The organism is Acinetobacter sp. HR7 (assembly GCF_000773685.1).
Lineage (GTDB): Bacteria > Pseudomonadota > Gammaproteobacteria > Pseudomonadales > Moraxellaceae > Acinetobacter > Acinetobacter thermotolerans.
Genome location: NZ_JPQO01000157.1, coordinates 1 through 18,658 on the forward strand (window position 1 = coordinate 1; position 18,658 = coordinate 18,658).

Consider the following 18,658-nt stretch of genomic DNA (forward strand, 5'->3'; position numbering starts at 1 on the left):
TAAATTTTAGTCCCCACTTGTTTTTAAGTGGGGACTAAATTAAGGCTTATAGGATGAATTCATAAGGTGTGTTCAGCGGACGCTTACAGCTATTATTCTTGTTACAATTGTATTTACAATAAATTGTGAACAGGTTAACCCTTTAAAAGTCTCAAAAATAATGAATTTAACCCGTTAGATTAAATACTTATGAAATAAAAACCACCTTCAATCAAGCCAACTTTGTTGTGTTTTGTAGCAAGCTTGTAAGCCTTTAACTTCCCTTCAATTTTGCTCTTTATATTAGTTCTAGCAGTAGCCGGTTCATGGCTCTATTTTATTCAAATTTATTTTAAAACGTTTCACTATAACAATGATTGCAAGGACACCATTATGCGTTACGCAGACCCTAATACCGACGGCTCAAAAGTACAATTCAAAGCCCAGTATGAAAACTTTATTGGTGGCAAATGGGTACCTCCGGTCAAAGGCGAATACTTTGACAACATTTCTCCAGTAGATGGTAAGGCCTTTACCAAAGTTCCACGTTCCTCAGTTGAAGATATCGAACTGGCACTGGATGCCGCTCATGCAGCCAAAGACCAGTGGAATAACTCTTCGCCAACCACACGCTCCAATATCCTGCTCAAAATTGCCGACCGTCTGGAAGAGAACCTTGAACTCTTAGCAGTGGCTGAAACCTGGGATAACGGCAAACCAATCCGAGAAACTTTAGCTGCCGATATTCCACTGTGTATCGACCATTTCCGCTATTTCGCTGGCTGTATCCGTGCCCAAGAAGGTGGTATTTCGGAAATTGATGAAGACACTATCGCCTACCATTTCCATGAACCGCTCGGTGTGGTCGGTCAGATCATTCCATGGAACTTCCCAATCCTAATGGCAGCCTGGAAATTGGCACCTGCGCTGGCAGCCGGAAACTGTATTGTGTTAAAACCAGCAGAACAGACGCCAGCAAGTATTCTGGTACTGGTTGAGCTGATTCAGGATCTCCTGCCACCGGGCGTGCTGAATATTGTGAATGGCTACGGCGTGGAAGTCGGTCGTCCACTGGCAACCAATCCACGCATTGCGAAAATTGCCTTTACCGGTTCAACTGCAGTGGGCCAGCTGATCATGCAATATGCCACCGAAAATATTATTCCAGTGACACTGGAGCTCGGTGGTAAATCACCGAACCTGTTCTTTGCAGACATCATGGATCAGGAAGATGATTTCCTAGAAAAAGCCCTGGAAGGCTTTGCCATGTTTGCTCTAAACCAGGGGGAAATCTGTACCTGTCCATCACGTGCCCTGGTACAGGAAAGTATTGCCGACAAGTTTTTAGAGCGTGCGGTTGAGCGCGTCAAACGGATTAAAACCGGTCATCCACTGGATACAGACACCATGATTGGCGCGCAAGCCTCACAAGAGCAGCAAGATAAAATCTTGGGCTGTATCGCGACGGGTCGTGAAGAAGGCTGTGAGGTATTAGTTGGCGGTGGTGCTCGGAATGAGGTCGGTCAAGGCTTCTATATTGAACCCACTATTTTTAAAGGTTCTAACGAAATGCGCACCTTCCAGGAAGAAATCTTTGGGCCGGTGCTGGCGGTGACCACATTTAAAGATTTCGATGATGCGATCCGCATTGCCAATGACACCATTTATGGGCTCGGTGCCGGAGTCTGGTCACGTTCAGCACATACGTCTTACCGTGCCGGCCGTGCGATCAAGGCGGGTCGGGTGTGGACCAACTGTTATCACATCTACCCTGCGCATGCCGCGTTCGGTGGTTACAAAAAATCCGGCATCGGCCGTGAAAACCATAAAATGATGCTGGATCATTACCAGCAGACCAAAAACCTGCTCGTGAGTTACTCGACAAAACCAGCAGGCTTCTTCTAAGCAGCGCCTTTCTTAAAAAGCGGACTCCGGTTCGCTTTTTATTGTTTTATGCCTATTTAGCATAATTTTTAGCCCATTTTTTAGCAGACTTATCTCGATCCTTCATAAGTTTGCCAATATTAATCATTTTCAATCGTTTAAAAAAAACACAAAACACATCACTTCCTCACAAAGTTGGCTTTCTTTGCCAAAAAAGACTGTGTATAACAATGAACACCCTAGGGAAAGCAATAAGCATAGGCAAAATTGCTCAAAAAGCGTTAGACTATGCAACCAATAATGTCATGGTTCGGTCTGAATAAAGATCAAAAAAGAAGGTGAAGGTTGATGCCGCTCAATACCGTTGAAGAGCTCGTAGCAGATATCCGTGCAGGTAAAATGGTCATCCTGATGGATGATGAAGACCGTGAGAATGAAGGCGATCTTGTGATTGCTGCGACCCACGTGCGCCCTGAGGACATCAACTTTATGATCACTCATGCGCGTGGTTTGGTTTGCCTGACTTTAAGCAAAGAGCGTTGCCAACAGCTAAACTTACCACTCATGGTAGATGCCAACGGTGCACAACACGGTACCAACTTCACCCTGTCGATTGAAGCGGCTAAAGGCATTACCACCGGTATTTCTGCAGCAGAGCGTGCGCATACGATTCAGACTGCCGTTGCTGCACACGCCAAACCTGCTGATATCGTACAACCAGGCCACATCTTCCCATTGATGGCACAACCAGGCGGTGTCCTGCACCGGGCTGGTCATACTGAAGCGGGCTGTGATCTGGCACGTTTAGCTGGTCTGGAACCCGCTTCAGTGATCTGCGAGATCATTAAAGAAGACGGTACTATGGCACGCCGCCCAGATTTGGAGATCTTTGCCGAAAAACACGGTTTAAAAATCGGGACTATCGCCGACCTGATTCATTACCGTATGACCAATGAACAGACGGTCGAACATCTGGATCAGCAAAGCATTGATACCGAATACGGTACTTTTGAATTACACCGTTATCGTGAAATTGGAAATCCGGATATCCATTTAGCGCTAGTTAAAGGTCAACCAAAAGATGGTGTAACAACCGTTCGTGTCCATGGCTTTAATCCGACTCGTGACTTACTAAAACTGAATAAACAGGATGGCGAACCAGCCTGGAACCTGGACCGTGCACTAAAAGAAATTTCCAAGAGTGAACGCGGTGTTCTGGTCTGGATTGGTCAGCGTCATCTGCAAGACTTGGGCCCTGCCCTGGATGCCTTAACAGCACCAAAAAATGTCAAGTCGAATGCTGCGCTTTCCCAGCAGTATCAGACCATTGGTGTCGGTGCACAGATTTTACGTGATTTGGGTGTTGAAAAAATGAAGCTGCTCAGCTCTCCATTACGTTTCAATGCCCTGTCAGGCTTTAACTTAGAAGTGGTGGAATACATCACCGCACAACAAACATCAGAGAAATAATCGAGGTTGCTATGGCAGTTCGCCGTATTGAAGGTATGTTACATCTCGCGAACGAAGACCGTTACGCGATCTTAGTTGGCCGTTTTAATAGCTTTGTTGTTGAACATCTGTTAGAAGGTGCCATTGATACATTGAAACGTCATGGCGTATCAGAGGATAATATCACTGTTGTTCATGCACCTGGTGCTTGGGAACTTCCTGTGGTTGCTAAAAAACTGGCTGCTTCAGATCGTTTCGATGCCATCATCGCGCTGGGCGCAGTGATTCGTGGCAGCACGCCTCACTTCGACTTCGTTGCAGGTGAATGTGCCAAAGGTTTAGGCGTGGTTGGCCTAGACGCTGGTCTTCCTGTAATTAATGGTGTATTGACTACGGACAGTATCGAACAGGCGATTGAACGCTCGGGTACAAAAGCAGGTAACAAAGGTAGTGAAGCTGCTTTGACTGCTATTGAAATGGTAAACTTGTTAAAGGCTATTTAACGCTATGTCGCAAACACTTCAAGCAACTTATGCAGCAAAACGTAAAGCTCGTCGCTTTGCTGTACAAGGAATTTATGAATGGCAAATGAGCCACAATCCGGTGCATGAGATTGAAGCACGTACACGTGTGGACAATGCGATGCACAAAGTGGATCTGAGCTATTATCATGAATTGTTGACCGAGGTGGTTGCCAATCATGAAGCACTGGATGCGCTACTGACTCCTGTGCTTGATCGCGAAATTGCAGCGCTTGACGGCGTTGAGCTTGCAACTTTACGTCTGGGTGCGTATGAATTGAAAGAGCATCTGGAAATTCCATACCGCGTGGTCCTGGATGAAGCGATTGAGCTTGCTAAACATTTTGGCGGTGCAGACAGCCATAAGTACATCAACGGTGTACTGGATCGTTTAGCGACAACTTTACGTGCAGCAGAAAAACAACAATCTCACTGATTTTAGTCGAATTGTTGTATGGCTGAGTTTTCAATTATCGACACCTATTTTAATCGTCCAACCTCCGCGTCTGTCGATTTAGGGGTCGGTGACGACTCAGCCTTGCTCACTCCCCCGCCTCAGCAACAACTGGTCATCTGTGCCGATACGCTCGTTGCTGGAAGACATTTCCCCTTAGATACCAATCCCCATGCCATTGGCTGGAAATCGGTTGCGGTCAATCTGTCTGATCTTGCTGCCATGGGTGCAACCCCGCATAGTATTCTGCTTGCCTTGAGCCTACCCCAAATTGATCATGACTGGCTAAAAGCCTTTAGTCAGGGTCTCTATGATTGTTGCGATCAATTTGGGGTGAGTTTAATCGGTGGTGATACCACACAAAGCCCGCATCTCACCATTACCGTGACTGCCTTAGGCTGGGTAGAGACTGGCAAAGCTGTTCCTCGTACTGGAGCCAAAGTTGGTGATCTAATTTGTGTCAGCGGAACTATAGGTGATGCCGCTTTTGCCTTACAAAATTTAGGTCATCCACTACAAAAACGATTAGATTATCCAACGCCACGCTGTCAGCTTGGTACAACATTAAAAGGCTTAGCTAACAGTATGATCGATGTCTCAGATGGCTTGGCTCAGGATCTAGGACATATTCTGAAAGGCTCTGACGTGGGTGCTACTTTAGAGCTGGAAAAACTGCCGCTTAGTCCTGCTTTGCAAGATTTAAATCATGAAAAACAATGGCAATATGCACTTGCAGGCGGGGATGACTATGAATTATGCTTTACTATAAGTCCGCAGCATTATGCTCAACTATTAGAACAACAACCTGATATAAATATAACAAGAATTGGTACAATTACTGAAAATCAGACCTTGTCTTTGAAATACCATGAAGATGAGGTCATACTGAATTTAAATGGATATCAACACTTTGCATAAACCCACGATTAATTTTAAATCCATGTCCATCTATGAACGTTTTATTACGTTCTGTGGTGTAGGCTTTGGTTCCGGACTAATTCCCAAAGCACCAGGGACTTTTGGCTCTGCCTTTGCCCTGTTATTCGTTCCCATCTGGTTGGTGATTGGCCTACCGGCTTCGATCATGGTGATGATCGTGATGTCCTTTTTAGGGATTTATATCTGTGGCAAAACTGCTGAATTGATGGGCGTACATGATGATGGTCGGATTGTCTGGGATGAGTTCACCGGGCAGTCTATTACCTTTTTACCTGTTCTATATTTAGGACAAATGAACTGGCTTTGGCTATTGATTGGCTTTGCCCTGTTCCGTTTATTTGATGTCTGGAAACCGTGGCCTATTCGGGTTGTTGATCGCCAAGTGGGTGGTGGTTTTGGCATCATGCTGGATGATATTATTGCCGGCCTCTGGGCTGCATTATGCATCTGGTTATATTTTTATTTCACCGTGGCTTAAGCCATTATTAGGATTACAACATGTCAACGACTGTTATTATTCTGGCTGCAGGTAAAGGAACCCGTATGCGTTCTAACTTACCCAAAGTGTTACAACCACTTGCAGGACGCCCTTTACTCGGTCATGTGATTGAAACTGCAAAAAAACTCAATGCAGGCAATATCATTACCATTTATGGCCACGGTGGCAATTTAGTTCAGACAGCATTTGCTGACCAAGATATCAAATGGGTAGAACAAGCTGAACAGCTAGGAACTGGCCATGCGGTACAGATGACTTTACCGGTCTTACCCAAAGATGGTATCTCGCTGATCCTGTCGGGTGATGTCCCTTGCATTACCCCTGCAACCTTGCAGAATCTACTGAATGCAACTCAAGATACCGGTATTGGCCTAGTAACTTTAACCCTAGCAGATGCAACTGGTTATGGCCGTATTGTGCGTGACAATGGTGAAATTCAAGCCATTGTTGAACATAAAGATGCATCTGAAAAACAGCGTCAAATTAAAGAAATTAATACCGGGATCTATGCGGTAAGCAATGCCAAATTACATGAATGGCTTCCACGTTTAAGCAATGACAATGCACAAGGTGAATATTACCTGACCGATATCGTGGCAATGGCTTTGGCCGATGGTATGAGTGTTGCATCTGTAGAACCTGAGCTGGCTTTTGAAGTAGAAGGCGTTAATGACCGTGTTCAACTTGCTGCTTTAGAACGTCAATTTCAAGCATTCCAAGCGAAGCAGTTAATGCAACAAGGTGTACACCTCATTGATCCAAGCCGTTTTGACCTGCGTGGCCAGCTTACTGTCGGTAAAGATGTCCGTATCGATATCAATGTGATTATCGAAGGGGACTGTGAACTCGGTGACAATGTCGAAATCGGTGCAGGTTGTATCCTGAAAAATACTAAAATTGCAGCGGGCACAAAAGTTCAGCCATATAGCGTCTTTGATAATGCGGTTGTCGGTGAAGATGCACAGATTGGCCCATTTGCACGTTTACGCCCAGGGGCAAAACTAGCAGATGAAGTGCATATTGGTAACTTTGTGGAAGTGAAAAACTCAAGCATTGGTTTCGGTTCAAAAGCCAATCACTTTACTTATCTCGGTGATGCTGAAGTGGGCTCTGGTTCAAATATTGGTGCAGGCACGATTACCTGTAACTATGATGGTGCGAATAAATTTAAAACCATCATTGGCGACAATGCATTTATTGGCTCTAATAGTTCACTAGTTGCCCCGGTTCAAATCGGCAATGGTGCAACAGTTGGGGCTGGTTCTACCATTACCCGTGATGTGGCAGAAAACTGTCTCGCAGTAGAACGCTCCAAGCAGTTTATTAAAGAAAATTATCAGCGTCCGCAAAAGATCAAGAAATAAGGGGAAATCATTATGTGTGGTATCGTCGGTGGTATTGCGGAACGCAACATCAGCAATATTCTTATAGAAGGCTTAAAACGTCTGGAATACCGTGGTTATGACTCAGCAGGTTTGGCACTCATCAATCAAAACCAGGTGCTGCGTGAACGCCGTGTCGGGAAAGTCGCCAATCTGGAACAGGCGGTCAATGAATCCCAGATTACTGGTTCACTCGGGATTGCGCATACCCGTTGGGCAACTCATGGTAAACCAACAGAAAACAATGCCCATCCGCATGTCTCTGGCAATGTGGCGGTGGTCCATAACGGCATTATTGAAAACTATCAGGAACTGAAAGATGACCTGGAAGCATTGGGCTACGTATTTACCTCACAGACCGATACTGAAGTCGTTGCCCATCTGGTCAATGATGCACTGAAATCTACACCTAGCCTACTGGAAGCAGTCCGCCAGGTAGTACCACAACTCAAAGGTGCCTATGCACTGGGCATTGTCCATACTGAACATCCAGATGAGCTGATTACCGTACGTGAGGGTTCTCCTCTGGTGATTGGTGTCGGTATCGGCGAGAATTTTATCAGCTCTGACCAGCTGGCACTGCTACCAATTACCAACCGCTTTATCTATCTGGAAGAAGGCGATATCGCACGTCTGACCCGTAATACAATAGAAGTTTTTGTGGATGGCAAATTGGTCGATCGTCCTGTCAAGGAACTGGATGCTACTGTCAGCAATGCGTCTAAAGGCGAATATAAGCATTATATGCTCAAGGAAATCTATGAGCAGCCTGAAGCGATTAAGCAGACCATTTCTCAGGCCTTAAATGGCAATGCCCTGCGTGAAGATTTTCTGGCTGATGCTGTTGAAGATTTCACCAAAATTCAACAAGTGCAGATTATTGCCTGTGGTACCAGTTACCATGCTGGCATGATTGCCAAATACTGGTTTGAACAGCTGATTGATCTGCCTTGCCAGGTAGAAATTGCCAGCGAATTCCGCTATCGCTCACCTGTGATTGTCAACAATACACTGTATGTGTGTATTTCCCAGTCCGGTGAAACAGCTGATACTTTAGCTGCACTTCGTGATACACAAAAACGTGCTGCCACCAAAGGCTTAAACATCAGCACGATGACCATCTGTAACGTTGCAACTTCGTCAATGGTACGCGAAACCAGCCATAGCTTGTTGACCCTTGCGGGTCCTGAAATTGGGGTAGCATCAACGAAAGCATTCACAACACAACTTGCTGCTTTAATGCTTTTAGTATTGAAAATTGGTCAAATCAAGCAAACCATTGCCGTAGATGAAATTGCAAAAATTGTGGCTGAGCTATGGCATACACCTAAAGTAATTCTAGATACTTTACGCCATGATACTGAGATCCTGCGCCTATCTGAACTGTTTGTAGAAAAACAACATTGTCTATTCTTAGGTCGTGGTGCCCACTTCCCGATCGCATTGGAAGGCGCACTGAAGCTCAAAGAAATTTCCTACATCCATGCGGAAGGTTATGCTGCTGGTGAGCTGAAACATGGTCCACTCGCATTAGTAGACAATGATATGCCTGTGGTCATTCTAGCACCGAAGGATGACATGTTAGACAAGCTGAAATCCAACATGGAAGAAGTCCAAGCCCGTGGTGGTGAACTGTTTGTCTTTGCGGATGAAAATAGCGGCATCAAAGCCAAAGACCGTCAGCATGTGGTACATATTCCCACAGTAGGTGCCGTGCTTGCACCAATTGTCTATAGTATTCCGGTGCAGTTACTCTCCTATCATGTCGCAGTATTGCGAGGCACGGATGTTGATCAGCCACGAAACCTGGCCAAATCAGTAACTGTTGAGTAGTTAATTGAAAAGGCTGGTAATTCCAGCCTTTTTAACAAAAATGGATGATAAAAAATGACTAATCTGACGTGCTTTAAGGCCTACGACATCCGTGGAAAATTAGGTACCGAACTGAATGAAGAGATCGCTTATAAAATTGGTCGTGCCTATGGACAACTCTATCAACCTAAGACAATTGTAGTCGGTTGTGATGTACGCTTAACCAGCGAAGCACTCAAACAAGCCACCATCAAAGGCCTTAATGATGCAGGAGTGAATGTTCTCGATTTAGGGATGACAGGTACTGAAGAAGTCTATTTCGGCGCATTCCATCTGGATGTTCAGGGCGGAATTGAGATTACCGCGAGCCATAATCCGATGGACTATAACGGTATGAAACTGGTCCACGAAAATGCACGTCCAATTGGTGCAGACTCTGGCTTAAAAGACATTCAAGCCTTAGCTGAATCAGGTGAGTTTAAAGAAGTCTCAGTAAAAGGCAAGACTGAAAAATATAACCTGTTGCCTGAATTTATCGATCATTTGATAACTTATATTGACCCTGCAAAAATTCGTCCCTTGAAACTGGTGGTGAATGCTGGGAATGGTGCTGCAGGTCATGTCATTGATGCGATTGGAGATAAATTTAAAATACTCAATGTACCTGTTGAATTCATCAAGATTCATCACGAAGCAGATGGAACCTTCCCAAACGGTATTCCTAATCCAATCCTGGTAGAAAATCGTGACAGTACACGTAATGCCATACTTGAGCATCAAGCCGATATGGGCATTGCTTGGGATGGTGACTTCGACCGTTGTTTCCTGTTTGATGAAAAAGGCCAGTTTATTGAAGGCTATTATATTGTAGGGCTCCTGGCACAAGCATTCCTGCTCAAACAGGCAGGTGAAAAAATTGTGCATGACCCACGTCTGGTATGGAATACGTTTGATATTGTGGAACAGTATAAAGGAGAAGCGATCCAGTCCAAATCAGGACACTCTTTTATTAAAGAAAAAATGCGTGAGCACAATGCTGTATATGGTGGTGAGATGAGTGCCCACCACTACTTCCGTGATTTTGCTTACTGTGATAGTGGCATGATCCCGTGGTTACTGGCAATTTCAGTCCTGTCTGAAACACAAAAACCGTTATCTTCACTTGTTGAAGAAATGATTGCCAAATTCCCATGTTCGGGTGAAATCAACTTTAAAGTTGCAGATACACAAGCCACGATTCAGAAGATCTTTGATCACTATGCTGATCAAAATCCAGCTATAGATAAAACAGACGGTGTTAGCTTGGACTTCGGTGCATGGCGTGTGAATGTACGTGCTTCTAATACAGAACCTTTATTACGTCTGAATATTGAAACCCGTGCGGATCGGAATCCTAAGCCGATGCAGGTCTATGTGGATGAGTTGACCCAGCTGATACAAGGCAGCTAAAGTCAAAAAAAAAGAGCCAAATGGCTCTTTTTTATGCTTGATACTGATGTGAAAAATTAATCGCGATAACCATTCGGATTCTGCTTCTGCCAGTTCCAGCTGTCTGCCAACATATCTTCTAGACCATATTTCGGCGTCCAGCCCAATTCCTTTAATGCACGTGTATTGTCTGCAAAACAGGTGGCGACATCCCCTTCACGTCTTGCTACAAATTCGAATGGAATCGTCACCCCGTTCACCTGCTCAAAGGTATTCTTAACCTGCAGAACTGAAATTCCGTTACCGGTACCGATGTTCCAGACACGGCAACCCTGTGTATCCAGTCGATTATTTAATGCACACAGATGTGCATTGGCAAGATCTACGACATGAATATAATCTCGCACTCCTGTCCCATCTGGCGTGTCATAATCATGACCAAAAACAGCCAGTTTTTCACGACGTCCTACTGCAACCTGAGTCACATAAGGCATTAAATTATTAGGAATTCCTTGTGGATCTTCTCCAATCTGCCCACTCTTGTGAGCACCGACTGGATTAAAATAGCGCAACAAGGCAATGGACCAGCGTTCATCTGCAGCTGATAACTTTTGCAGTAATTGCTCAACAATCAGCTTGGTATAGCCATAGTTATTGGTTGGCATTCCTGTTGGCATATCTTCATTTAAAGGGGAAATATTGCTTTCCCCATATACGGTAGCTGAAGAACTGAATACAAGTTTAAATACTCGCGCGCGCTGCATCGCCTGAAACAGACTGATGGAACCTGCAATGTTATTGTCAAAGTATTCCAACGGAATCTGTTGACTCTCACCTACGGCTTTCAAACCAGCAAAATGAATCACGGCATCAATCTGATGTGTTTGGAAAATCTGATCAAGAATTTTTTGATCACGGATATCGCCTTGGACAAAATCCAGTGTTTTTGAGGCTAGAGCCTGAACTCGATGGAGTGATTCTTCAGAACTGTTGGAAAGATTATCCAACACGACAACTTCATGCCCAGCGTTTAATAATTCCAGACAGGTATGAGAACCGATATAACCAGCCCCACCTGTTACCAATACTTTAGCCACCCTGTTTCCCCATTAAAATTTGAATTAAACCTTGTGTCGATGTATCTAACTTAGATAAGTCAGTTTGTTCACCGTTCAGTATCGGCAATAACTGATTCGCAATTTCCTTGCCTTTTTCTACGCCCCATTGGTCAAATGGATTGATATTCCAAAGCACCGATTGCACAAAGACTTTATGTTCATACAATGCAATCAGCATACCTAAACTATAAGGATTCAATTCCTGCAACAAAATCGTCGAGCTTGGCTGATTACCTTCGTATTGTTTATACATTGGTAAGTCTGCAAGTTCTGCTATGTCTAAGGCCTGATTACCAAAAGCTAGCAGTCGTGACTGAGCCAGACAGTTAGACAGGGCCAGATGATGCTGTTCAATCAATGCTTCTGCATTGTCTGCATAGGTAAACTGGTTGGCGTTATAACGCTGCACGGGTGTAATAAAGTCACAGCTGACCGACTGGGTTCCCTGATGCAGCAACTGGTAGAAAGCATGCTGGGCATTTGGCCCTACCTCACCCCAGATGATTGGGCAAGTATCCCACTCCACCTTATTACCATTACGTTGAATGGATTTACCGTTAGATTCCATTTCCAGCTGTTGCAAATAAGAAGCAAAATATTTCAAACGCCCATCATATGGCAATACCGCATGGGTTTGGATATCAAGGAAATTATTATTCCAGATACCCAATAAGCCCATCAATACAGGAATATTCTGCTCAAAGGGGGCAGTCTGGAAATGTTGATCAACGGCATAAGCCCCTGCCAGGAAATGCTTAAAGCCTTGCACCCCAATCGTTAAGGCAATTGGCAGACCAATACAGGACCAAAGTGAATAACGACCACCAACCCAATCCCAAAGCTGGAACTGATTTTCTGGAGCAATGCCCCACGCGGTCATTTTGTCTGGTTTAGTCGATACCCCAATAAAATGATGTTTCAGCGTTTGCTTATCTTGCCCTAAAGTCTTTTCTAACCAAAGACGAACTGTTTGGGCATTCGAGAGGGTATCAATCGTACCGAAAGATTTAGACGAAATAATAAATAAAGTTGTTTCAGGACGCAGTTTATGTAGCAGCTCAGAAAGCTGGCTACCATCCATCGTCGATACAAAATGCACATTAAGTGGCTTTTGTGTTGGCTGCTTGAAGTCAGATAAAGCCTGAGTCGCCATTAAAGGCCCAAGGTCCGAACCCCCAACGCCGATATTCACTACATCCTGAATGACTTCACCAGTCGCACCACGGTATTGACCGGCATGAATCTTTTCAACCAACGCAAACATGCGTTTGAGCTGAGCATGTACCTGCTTGGCCAGTTGATTATACTTTTTATCTTTTTCTGGCAAACGCAATGCCCAGTGCATTGCAGCACGCTGCTCGGTATAGTTGATTTCTTCTTGAGAAAAGAGTTTCTTGATCCACTGATTTAAGTCCTGGGCTTGGGCAAACCGCACCAAGGCCTGCATTACTTTTTGATCAACACGATGTTTACTGTAGTCAAAGATAATCGGATCAAGATTTACTGAAAAACGCTCAAAACGGTTCTCATCCTGCTGAAATAATTCAGTGAGATGCATAGGCTCAAACTGTTGCTTTAAACTGTTTAGACGGTTCAGTACTGTTTCAGTATCTTCCACGGTATAAGGTAGTATTTTTTGTTCCATTAGCGTCCGACCCCTTTATAAGCAAAGCCTTGTGCTTTCACGTATTCCGGATTATAGATATTCCGACCATCCAGAATTAAGGGATGTTGCATCGTTTTCAGTAAAGTTGAGTAACTTGGACTCCAGTACTGTTTCCAAGCAGTAACCACACAGAGTGCATGAGCTCCCTCTGCAGCAATATATTGATCAGTGCAATACACCAAATCCTTACGCTGACCATACACTTTTTCGATTTCGGTCAAGGCTTGTGGATCATGCAGTCTTACTGTTACCCCTTGGGCCCATAATGCTGCCAGCATGGCATGAATCGGCGATTGCTGAATACGGGCTGTATTTTCCTTAAAAGAAGCTCCCCAAATAGCCACAGTTTTCCCGCTCAGATCGCCATGGTAATAATTCCATAGCTTGCGAAACAGAATTTCCTTCTGCTGCTCATTAATTTCCCAGACCTGAGCCAACAGCTGACTTTTAGCGCCTGTATCAGATACAGTACTCGCCAAGGTTTGCACATCATGCGAGAAGTTTTCTCCCCCAAATCCGGCGCCAGGATACAGATAGGAAGAGCCAATACGGCTGTCTGCGGCCATACCTTGGCGTACATTCTCAACATCAATACCAAGTTTTTCTGCCACACCAGCCAGGTCATTGATATAACTGATCCGGGTTGCCAACATGCCGGAAACACTGAGTTTAGTGAATTCTGCATCAAGTACTGGCATAAACAGGTATTGCTGTTCACGTGGAAATAAAGGTCTAAGCAGTTCCTTCAAAGTCGTCTTTGCTGCTTCCTTACTACACCCCACGATGAGTTGGCGAGCATCTGTCAAACTACGTAGCGCATTGCCCTCCTGAATCACATCCGGTAGATAAATCCAGTCATCATTAGGCAGTATTTGTTGAAATCTTTCTGTACCATGCAGACCCAAAGTAGAGGCATTAATCATCAGCTTAGGATGAATAATTGGGCGCCGCTGCAGATCACGCAGAATTTCGACGGCTTGTACTTTTTCAGTGGGGCTAAAGCTGAACAGGTAAGCATCCACATTCAGCGGAATATCATCAAACTTGCAGTAATTGAGAAAACCTTTGTTATTCTGTTTATTCAGTAACTGCTGTACTGCTTCATCCTGAGCATACACCAGTTCAGAATCCGGTCTTTTTAGCAAATCACACCAGAAGACTTGATGGCCACATTCAGATAGTAATGCTGCCATAACGCCTGAGTATAAGGTATGCCCAAATACTGCAATGTTCATAGTTATATCCAACTTTAGAGTTTTAGTTCCTGAATCAGCGCTTTAAATGATTCACCCAGTTTTGGATGATCAATCCCATAATGTAGTACAGCTTTGAGATAACCGAGTTTGCTACCACAGTCAAAAGTCTGGCCTTTCATACGGTATGCTTCAACTGTATCAGTTTGCTGCAACATGGCAATGGCATCTGTCAGCTGAATTTCGTTACCTGCGCCACGTGGCGTCTGTTCCAATAACTGCATAATTTTTGCAGGCAGGATATAACGACCTACCACAGACAGATTTGAAGGTGCAGTACCAACAGCAGGTTTCTCGACAATGCCTTGCATCACTGTACTCTGACCTTCATCCGGAGTAGTTGCAACATCAACAATCCCATATTGATCAACCAAGTGATCCGGCACAGCTTCAACCATAATCTGGGACGCTTGAGATTCATTAAAACGTTGAATCATCAGACTCAGGTCATTGGTTGTATCACTATCTTTCACCAGAACATCTGGTAGTAGTACAGCAAAGTCTTCATTACCTACTACATTTTTGGCACAAAGTACTGCATGACCCAAACCTAAAGGCTGTGGCTGACGTACGCTGATCACACTAACGTGAGGAGGAAGAATCTCAGTGATCTCTTTGAGCAGATCAAATTTTTTCTTTTGTTCCAGTGTAGTCTCTAACTCAAAGCTACGGTCAAAATAGTTTTCAATCGAAGCCTTGGAAGAATGGGTCACCAGAATAATCTGTTCAATACCAGCCGCAACAGCCTCTTTGACCACATATTCAATCGCAGGGCGGTCAACCACGGTTACCATTTCTTTTGGAATAGACTTACTTGCAGGAAGAAAACGTGTGCCGAGGCCTGCAACTGGAAGAATTGCTTTCTTAATCATTGTTAACTTACTAAACTAATCGAAAGGAACAAACTATATTAGTTATCTTGATGTTCGGCAAACTTTAACTTCATTGTATTATTGAAAAATTTTTAATGTCTCTTCTGACATAATCAAATATATTATATTCAATAAGTTTATAATCCATAAACCATCTTTTATCTTGGTTCATTAATTTCAATTCATACATAATACAAATGGATTATAGCTCTAATCCTCATAGTCAGCCATGTCTTGAGTAAAACAATAATTAATTTTAAGGATATGAACTAAATAATACTTTCTATAGCGGGTCCATTCTAAGATTATAGTCAATAAAAACTCGCATTTAACTTTAAAAGAAGAAATATGGCCTTGAAATACAGATTTGTTCAACCACACCCAGACAAACCGTAGATTCATCATTTTTTCCATCACATTTAGATGAAACTTAATCAATTATTTTATGATACTTTAATCAATAAATTTAGATAGACTCATTTATCAAACAACAGAAAACTCTGCATTCACATAATTTTTATTTCAAAAATTTAAACCATATAATAAATTTTATTTTTTAATCATAAAGTTATGATACATTTAGGGTCTATTGACATTTACTGTGCAAAAAAATAGCGAGAAAGTAGAATTTAATCGCCAAACCAAATCTACTCCTCGCTATGCCTCGTACAATGTTGACAGGTCAACACTGGTCTAAGTTAGAAACCATTTTCCGTAATTTTCGTATTTATCTCAAACAAAATCTTCGAAATTTTATCGAAGCTATTCTTTTTAGAATTCATACAGGCTGCCTATGGAGGGATTTACCCGCTGCCTTTGGAAAACCAAGTTCTATATTTAAGAAGTTTTCCCGATGGTCAAAAGATAATAAGTTATTAAAAATATTTAAGTTAATTTCATCTGATGCTGATTTGGAATGGGGGTTTATTGATGCCAGCCATGTGAGAGCTCATCAGCACGCTACAGGAATCAGGTATCAGGCAATTTCAAAAAGTATCGGTGGAAACAGTTCTAAAATTCATTTGGCGGTTGATTCTAATGGGACCCCTGTTCAGTTTCTGATAGAAGATGGCACGACCCACGATGTAAAAGTGGCAGGGAACTTAGTTACAGCATAGACCTAAATGAGACAAAAATTCTCTGTGCCGATAAAGGGTATGACTCTAAGTTATTGAGAAAACAGATAGAAAGTACAGGTACTAAAGCCAATATTCCCAAGAAATCCAATACGCTTTCAAATAACGATCATATGGATTGGTATTTATATAAAATTAGGCATTTAATTGAAAATGCCTTTGCAAGGCTAAAGCAATTTAGAAGAATTGCCACACGCTATGACAAGCTAAAGCGAAACTATGAAAATTCTGTTGTTTTAGTTTGTATCTTTATTTGGCTACCATTATTAAATGTCAACAAACCCTAATTAAATGTATCTAAAAAATTTATCTATAGAATATTATAAATACAATATAAATTTAAAAACCCTTAGAAATTATTCTTTTGACTGACTATAACCATCCACATACTCTTTAAGAATACTTATTAAATCTTCTATTTTTTGTTGATTTATTATATTAACAAAAATAACAAATACATTAGAAATAATTGAAAAATCAAAATACTTCTCAAAAGACTTCAAAATCCGCTGATGTTCTGTAGATTTTACTCCTTCGGCATTAATCAATAATTCTTCATATAACTTTTCACCCGGACGCAATCCAGTAAACTGAATTTCGATATCACCTACCCCATTTTCATCGATAGGCCGTAAGCCACTTAAACGGATCATCTGTTTTGCTAAGTCCACAATTTTTACTGGCTCACCCATATCCAATAAAAATACATCACCGCCAGTCCCCATTGCGCCGGCCTGAATCACCAACTGTGCCGCTTCAGGGATGGTCATGAAGTAACGCGTTACATCTGGGTGAGTGACTGTTACAGGCCCACCGTGAGCTATCTGTTTTTTAAACAGCGGTACTACTGAACCTGATGAACCAAGCACATTACCAAAACGCACAATACTTATCTGGGTTTGCGGTTTGGTTGCAGCAAGCCCCTGACAATACAGCTCCGCCATACGTTTAGAAGCGCCCATGACATTAGTTGGTCGTACTGCTTTATCTGTTGAAATCAGAACAAAGGTTTCTACGCCTTGATTCACTGCAGCATCAACGCTACGTGCGGTACCAATAGACGTGTTATAAATCCCTTCAAAAGGATTGGCTTCGACCAAAGGAACATGCTTGTATGCTGCCGCATGATAAACAGTTTGCACCTGATATTGTGCTAGTACTCTTTCAAGTTTTGTTTGATTGGTTACTGATCCTAATATTGGAACAACCTTTACACCTGGGCTTTGTAATTCCCGGTCAATGGAATACAAGGCAAATTCAGACATTTCAAACAGAACTAGCAATTTAGGTTGGTGCTTGACAATCTGGCGGCATAATTCCGAACCAATTGACCCCCCTGCTCCAGTGACCATCACCACTTTATTTTTTATATTTTTTTCGAGCAACTCAGGTTTTGGTGGAACTGGATCACGACCAAGCAAATCAATAATATCCACTTCCCGGATATCGGAGACTTTCACCTGTCCATCGACCAGCTGGGTCACGCCAGGCAATTCCATGATTTTCACATCGGACTGTTCAAAGGATTCAATTATTTCCTTTTTGCGGGCACGCCCAACTGAAGGCATGGCCAGTAAAATTTCTTCAATATGAAACTTACGGAATTTACCTAAAACTCTTTTTGGCGCATAGATTTTTAAACCACTGAGTGACTGCCCTTGCAGCGAAGTTTTGTCATCAATAAAACAAACCGGTAGATAATTATCTGAACGAAATAATGCCGCCGCAATTTGCTGACCCGCTAAACCTGCCCCATAAATCGCAACACGTTTACGGTTAGCTTTTTTAGCAAAGGTGCGCAAAGTCAAATAACGGATCAGCGCACGACTCCACCACATCCAGGAAAACAGCACAAAGCCATACATGAGCGGGATGCTCATCGGAATAAAGGCTAGGTCCAGTTTCTTGACTGCGTACAGAACAACAATCTGGATAAAAGTCGCGATAGAAAGTCGCAGCAGATAATCTTCATTAAATGAACGGACAATTGCACTATAAATTCCCATCAGGGCAAAAATCAGAACACCAAATACCCCGACATAGAGATACCAGAACTCTAGCCCTCCCATGACAGAGACATTCGGTCGAGCCAGACGAATGGCGTAGACCAGCCACATAATCACCGGCAAGACACAGATATCCATTGCCACCAGTACAATCTGTTTCTGGTGACGTGGCAAGGATGCAAGATATCGGATAATGTCTTTCACAAAGGACTCGGGTTCAGATCTAAAAATCAGGGAAGGCGTAAATTATACGCTGTTTT

At 43.1% G+C, this 18,658-nt stretch carries 15 protein-coding genes; 10 read left to right on the forward strand and 5 right to left on the reverse strand.

Going from position 1 to position 18,658, the window contains the following annotated elements; translation table 11 throughout:
- Positions 1-372: 372 nt before the first annotated feature.
- The 9 genes from GW12_RS07315 to GW12_RS07355 all read left to right on the forward strand — a co-directional run bounded on the left by GW12_RS07315 (position 373) and on the right by GW12_RS07355 (position 10,368).
- Positions 373-1,884 (forward strand): aldehyde dehydrogenase family protein, encoded by a 1,512-nt coding sequence (locus GW12_RS07315; RefSeq protein ID WP_034585598.1) that lies wholly within the window; start codon positions 373-375, stop codon positions 1,882-1,884.
- A gap of 327 nt (positions 1,885-2,211) precedes the next feature.
- A complete protein-coding gene (gene ribBA, locus GW12_RS07320) occupies positions 2,212-3,333 on the forward strand; it encodes a bifunctional 3,4-dihydroxy-2-butanone-4-phosphate synthase/GTP cyclohydrolase II (RefSeq protein WP_034585600.1) in 1,122 nt (373 codons plus the stop codon).
- 11 nt (positions 3,334-3,344) lie between these two features.
- A complete protein-coding gene (gene ribE / locus GW12_RS07325; RefSeq protein ID WP_034585602.1) occupies positions 3,345-3,815 on the forward strand; it encodes a 6,7-dimethyl-8-ribityllumazine synthase in 471 nt (156 codons plus the stop codon).
- 4 nt (positions 3,816-3,819) lie between these two features.
- Positions 3,820-4,269 (forward strand): transcription antitermination factor NusB, encoded by a 450-nt coding sequence (nusB, locus tag GW12_RS07330; RefSeq protein WP_034585604.1) that lies wholly within the window; start codon positions 3,820-3,822, stop codon positions 4,267-4,269.
- 18 nt (positions 4,270-4,287) lie between these two features.
- Positions 4,288-5,205, forward strand: a complete 918-nt coding sequence (gene thiL / locus GW12_RS07335) for a thiamine-phosphate kinase (RefSeq protein WP_034585607.1) — start codon at positions 4,288-4,290, stop codon at positions 5,203-5,205.
- Positions 5,183-5,704, forward strand: coding sequence for a phosphatidylglycerophosphatase A (locus GW12_RS07340; protein WP_034585610.1), 522 nt, complete (start codon positions 5,183-5,185; stop codon positions 5,702-5,704). The genes thiL and GW12_RS07340 overlap by 23 nt, the downstream gene beginning before the upstream one ends.
- A gap of 20 nt (positions 5,705-5,724) precedes the next feature.
- Positions 5,725-7,089 (forward strand): bifunctional UDP-N-acetylglucosamine diphosphorylase/glucosamine-1-phosphate N-acetyltransferase GlmU, encoded by a 1,365-nt coding sequence (gene glmU, locus GW12_RS07345; RefSeq protein ID WP_034585613.1) that lies wholly within the window; start codon positions 5,725-5,727, stop codon positions 7,087-7,089.
- Positions 7,090-7,101: 12 nt separating this feature from the next.
- Positions 7,102-8,940 (forward strand): glutamine--fructose-6-phosphate transaminase (isomerizing), encoded by a 1,839-nt coding sequence (glmS, locus tag GW12_RS07350; protein WP_034585615.1) that lies wholly within the window; start codon positions 7,102-7,104, stop codon positions 8,938-8,940.
- 54 nt (positions 8,941-8,994) lie between these two features.
- A complete protein-coding gene (locus GW12_RS07355) occupies positions 8,995-10,368 on the forward strand; it encodes a phosphomannomutase/phosphoglucomutase (protein ID WP_034585620.1) in 1,374 nt (457 codons plus the stop codon).
- A gap of 56 nt (positions 10,369-10,424) precedes the next feature.
- Here GW12_RS07355 and galE read toward each other — a convergent pair whose 3' ends face one another.
- The 4 genes from galE to galU are packed head-to-tail and all read right to left on the reverse strand — an operon-like array spanning position 10,425 to position 15,256.
- Positions 10,425-11,444 (reverse strand): UDP-glucose 4-epimerase GalE, encoded by a 1,020-nt coding sequence (galE, locus tag GW12_RS07360; RefSeq protein WP_034585623.1) that lies wholly within the window; start codon positions 11,442-11,444, stop codon positions 10,425-10,427.
- Positions 11,437-13,110, reverse strand: coding sequence for a glucose-6-phosphate isomerase (gene pgi / locus GW12_RS07365; RefSeq protein WP_034585626.1), 1,674 nt, complete (start codon positions 13,108-13,110; stop codon positions 11,437-11,439). Before pgi ends, galE begins: the two co-directional genes overlap by 8 nt.
- Positions 13,110-14,366: a nucleotide sugar dehydrogenase gene (locus GW12_RS07370; protein ID WP_034585629.1), complete on the reverse strand. Its 1,257-nt coding sequence runs from the start codon at positions 14,364-14,366 to the stop codon at positions 13,110-13,112. The genes pgi and GW12_RS07370 overlap by 1 nt, the downstream gene beginning before the upstream one ends.
- 14 nt (positions 14,367-14,380) lie before the next feature.
- On the reverse strand, positions 14,381-15,256 hold the full coding sequence (galU, locus tag GW12_RS07375; RefSeq protein WP_034585631.1) for a UTP--glucose-1-phosphate uridylyltransferase GalU: 876 nt from the start codon (positions 15,254-15,256) through the stop codon (positions 14,381-14,383).
- Between the two features lie 659 nt (positions 15,257-15,915).
- Here galU and GW12_RS07385 point away from each other — a divergent pair.
- Positions 15,916-16,679 (forward strand): IS5 family transposase gene (locus tag GW12_RS07385; protein WP_152598541.1). Its coding sequence is split into 2 segments (ribosomal slippage): positions 15,916-16,366 and positions 16,366-16,679, totalling 765 coding nucleotides; the frame shifts between segments, so codons are not numbered across the junction.
- A 69-nt stretch (positions 16,680-16,748) separates the two neighbouring features.
- On the opposite strand, the gene GW12_RS07390 is transcribed toward GW12_RS07385, so the two are convergent.
- Positions 16,749-18,602 carry a nucleoside-diphosphate sugar epimerase/dehydratase gene (locus GW12_RS07390; protein WP_034585636.1) on the reverse strand — a complete coding sequence of 618 codons (1,854 nt, stop codon included), beginning with the start codon at positions 18,600-18,602 and terminating at the stop codon, positions 16,749-16,751.
- Positions 18,603-18,658 lie beyond the last annotated feature (56 nt).

Coding starts and splice junctions, on each gene's coding strand:
- GW12_RS07315 (WP_034585598.1), top strand. CDS start 373: ATGCGTTACGCAGACCCTAATACCGACGGCTCAAAAGTACAATTCAAA.
- ribBA (WP_034585600.1), top strand. CDS start 2,212: ATGCCGCTCAATACCGTTGAAGAGCTCGTAGCAGATATCCGTGCAGGT.
- ribE (WP_034585602.1), top strand. CDS start 3,345: ATGGCAGTTCGCCGTATTGAAGGTATGTTACATCTCGCGAACGAAGAC.
- nusB (WP_034585604.1), top strand. CDS start 3,820: ATGTCGCAAACACTTCAAGCAACTTATGCAGCAAAACGTAAAGCTCGT.
- thiL (WP_034585607.1), top strand. CDS start 4,288: ATGGCTGAGTTTTCAATTATCGACACCTATTTTAATCGTCCAACCTCC.
- GW12_RS07340 (WP_034585610.1), top strand. CDS start 5,183: ATGGATATCAACACTTTGCATAAACCCACGATTAATTTTAAATCCATG.
- glmU (WP_034585613.1), top strand. CDS start 5,725: ATGTCAACGACTGTTATTATTCTGGCTGCAGGTAAAGGAACCCGTATG.
- glmS (WP_034585615.1), top strand. CDS start 7,102: ATGTGTGGTATCGTCGGTGGTATTGCGGAACGCAACATCAGCAATATT.
- GW12_RS07355 (WP_034585620.1), top strand. CDS start 8,995: ATGACTAATCTGACGTGCTTTAAGGCCTACGACATCCGTGGAAAATTA.
- pgi (WP_034585626.1), bottom strand. CDS start 13,110: ATGGAACAAAAAATACTACCTTATACCGTGGAAGATACTGAAACAGTA.
- GW12_RS07370 (WP_034585629.1), bottom strand. CDS start 14,366: ATGAACATTGCAGTATTTGGGCATACCTTATACTCAGGCGTTATGGCA.
- galU (WP_034585631.1), bottom strand. CDS start 15,256: ATGATTAAGAAAGCAATTCTTCCAGTTGCAGGCCTCGGCACACGTTTT.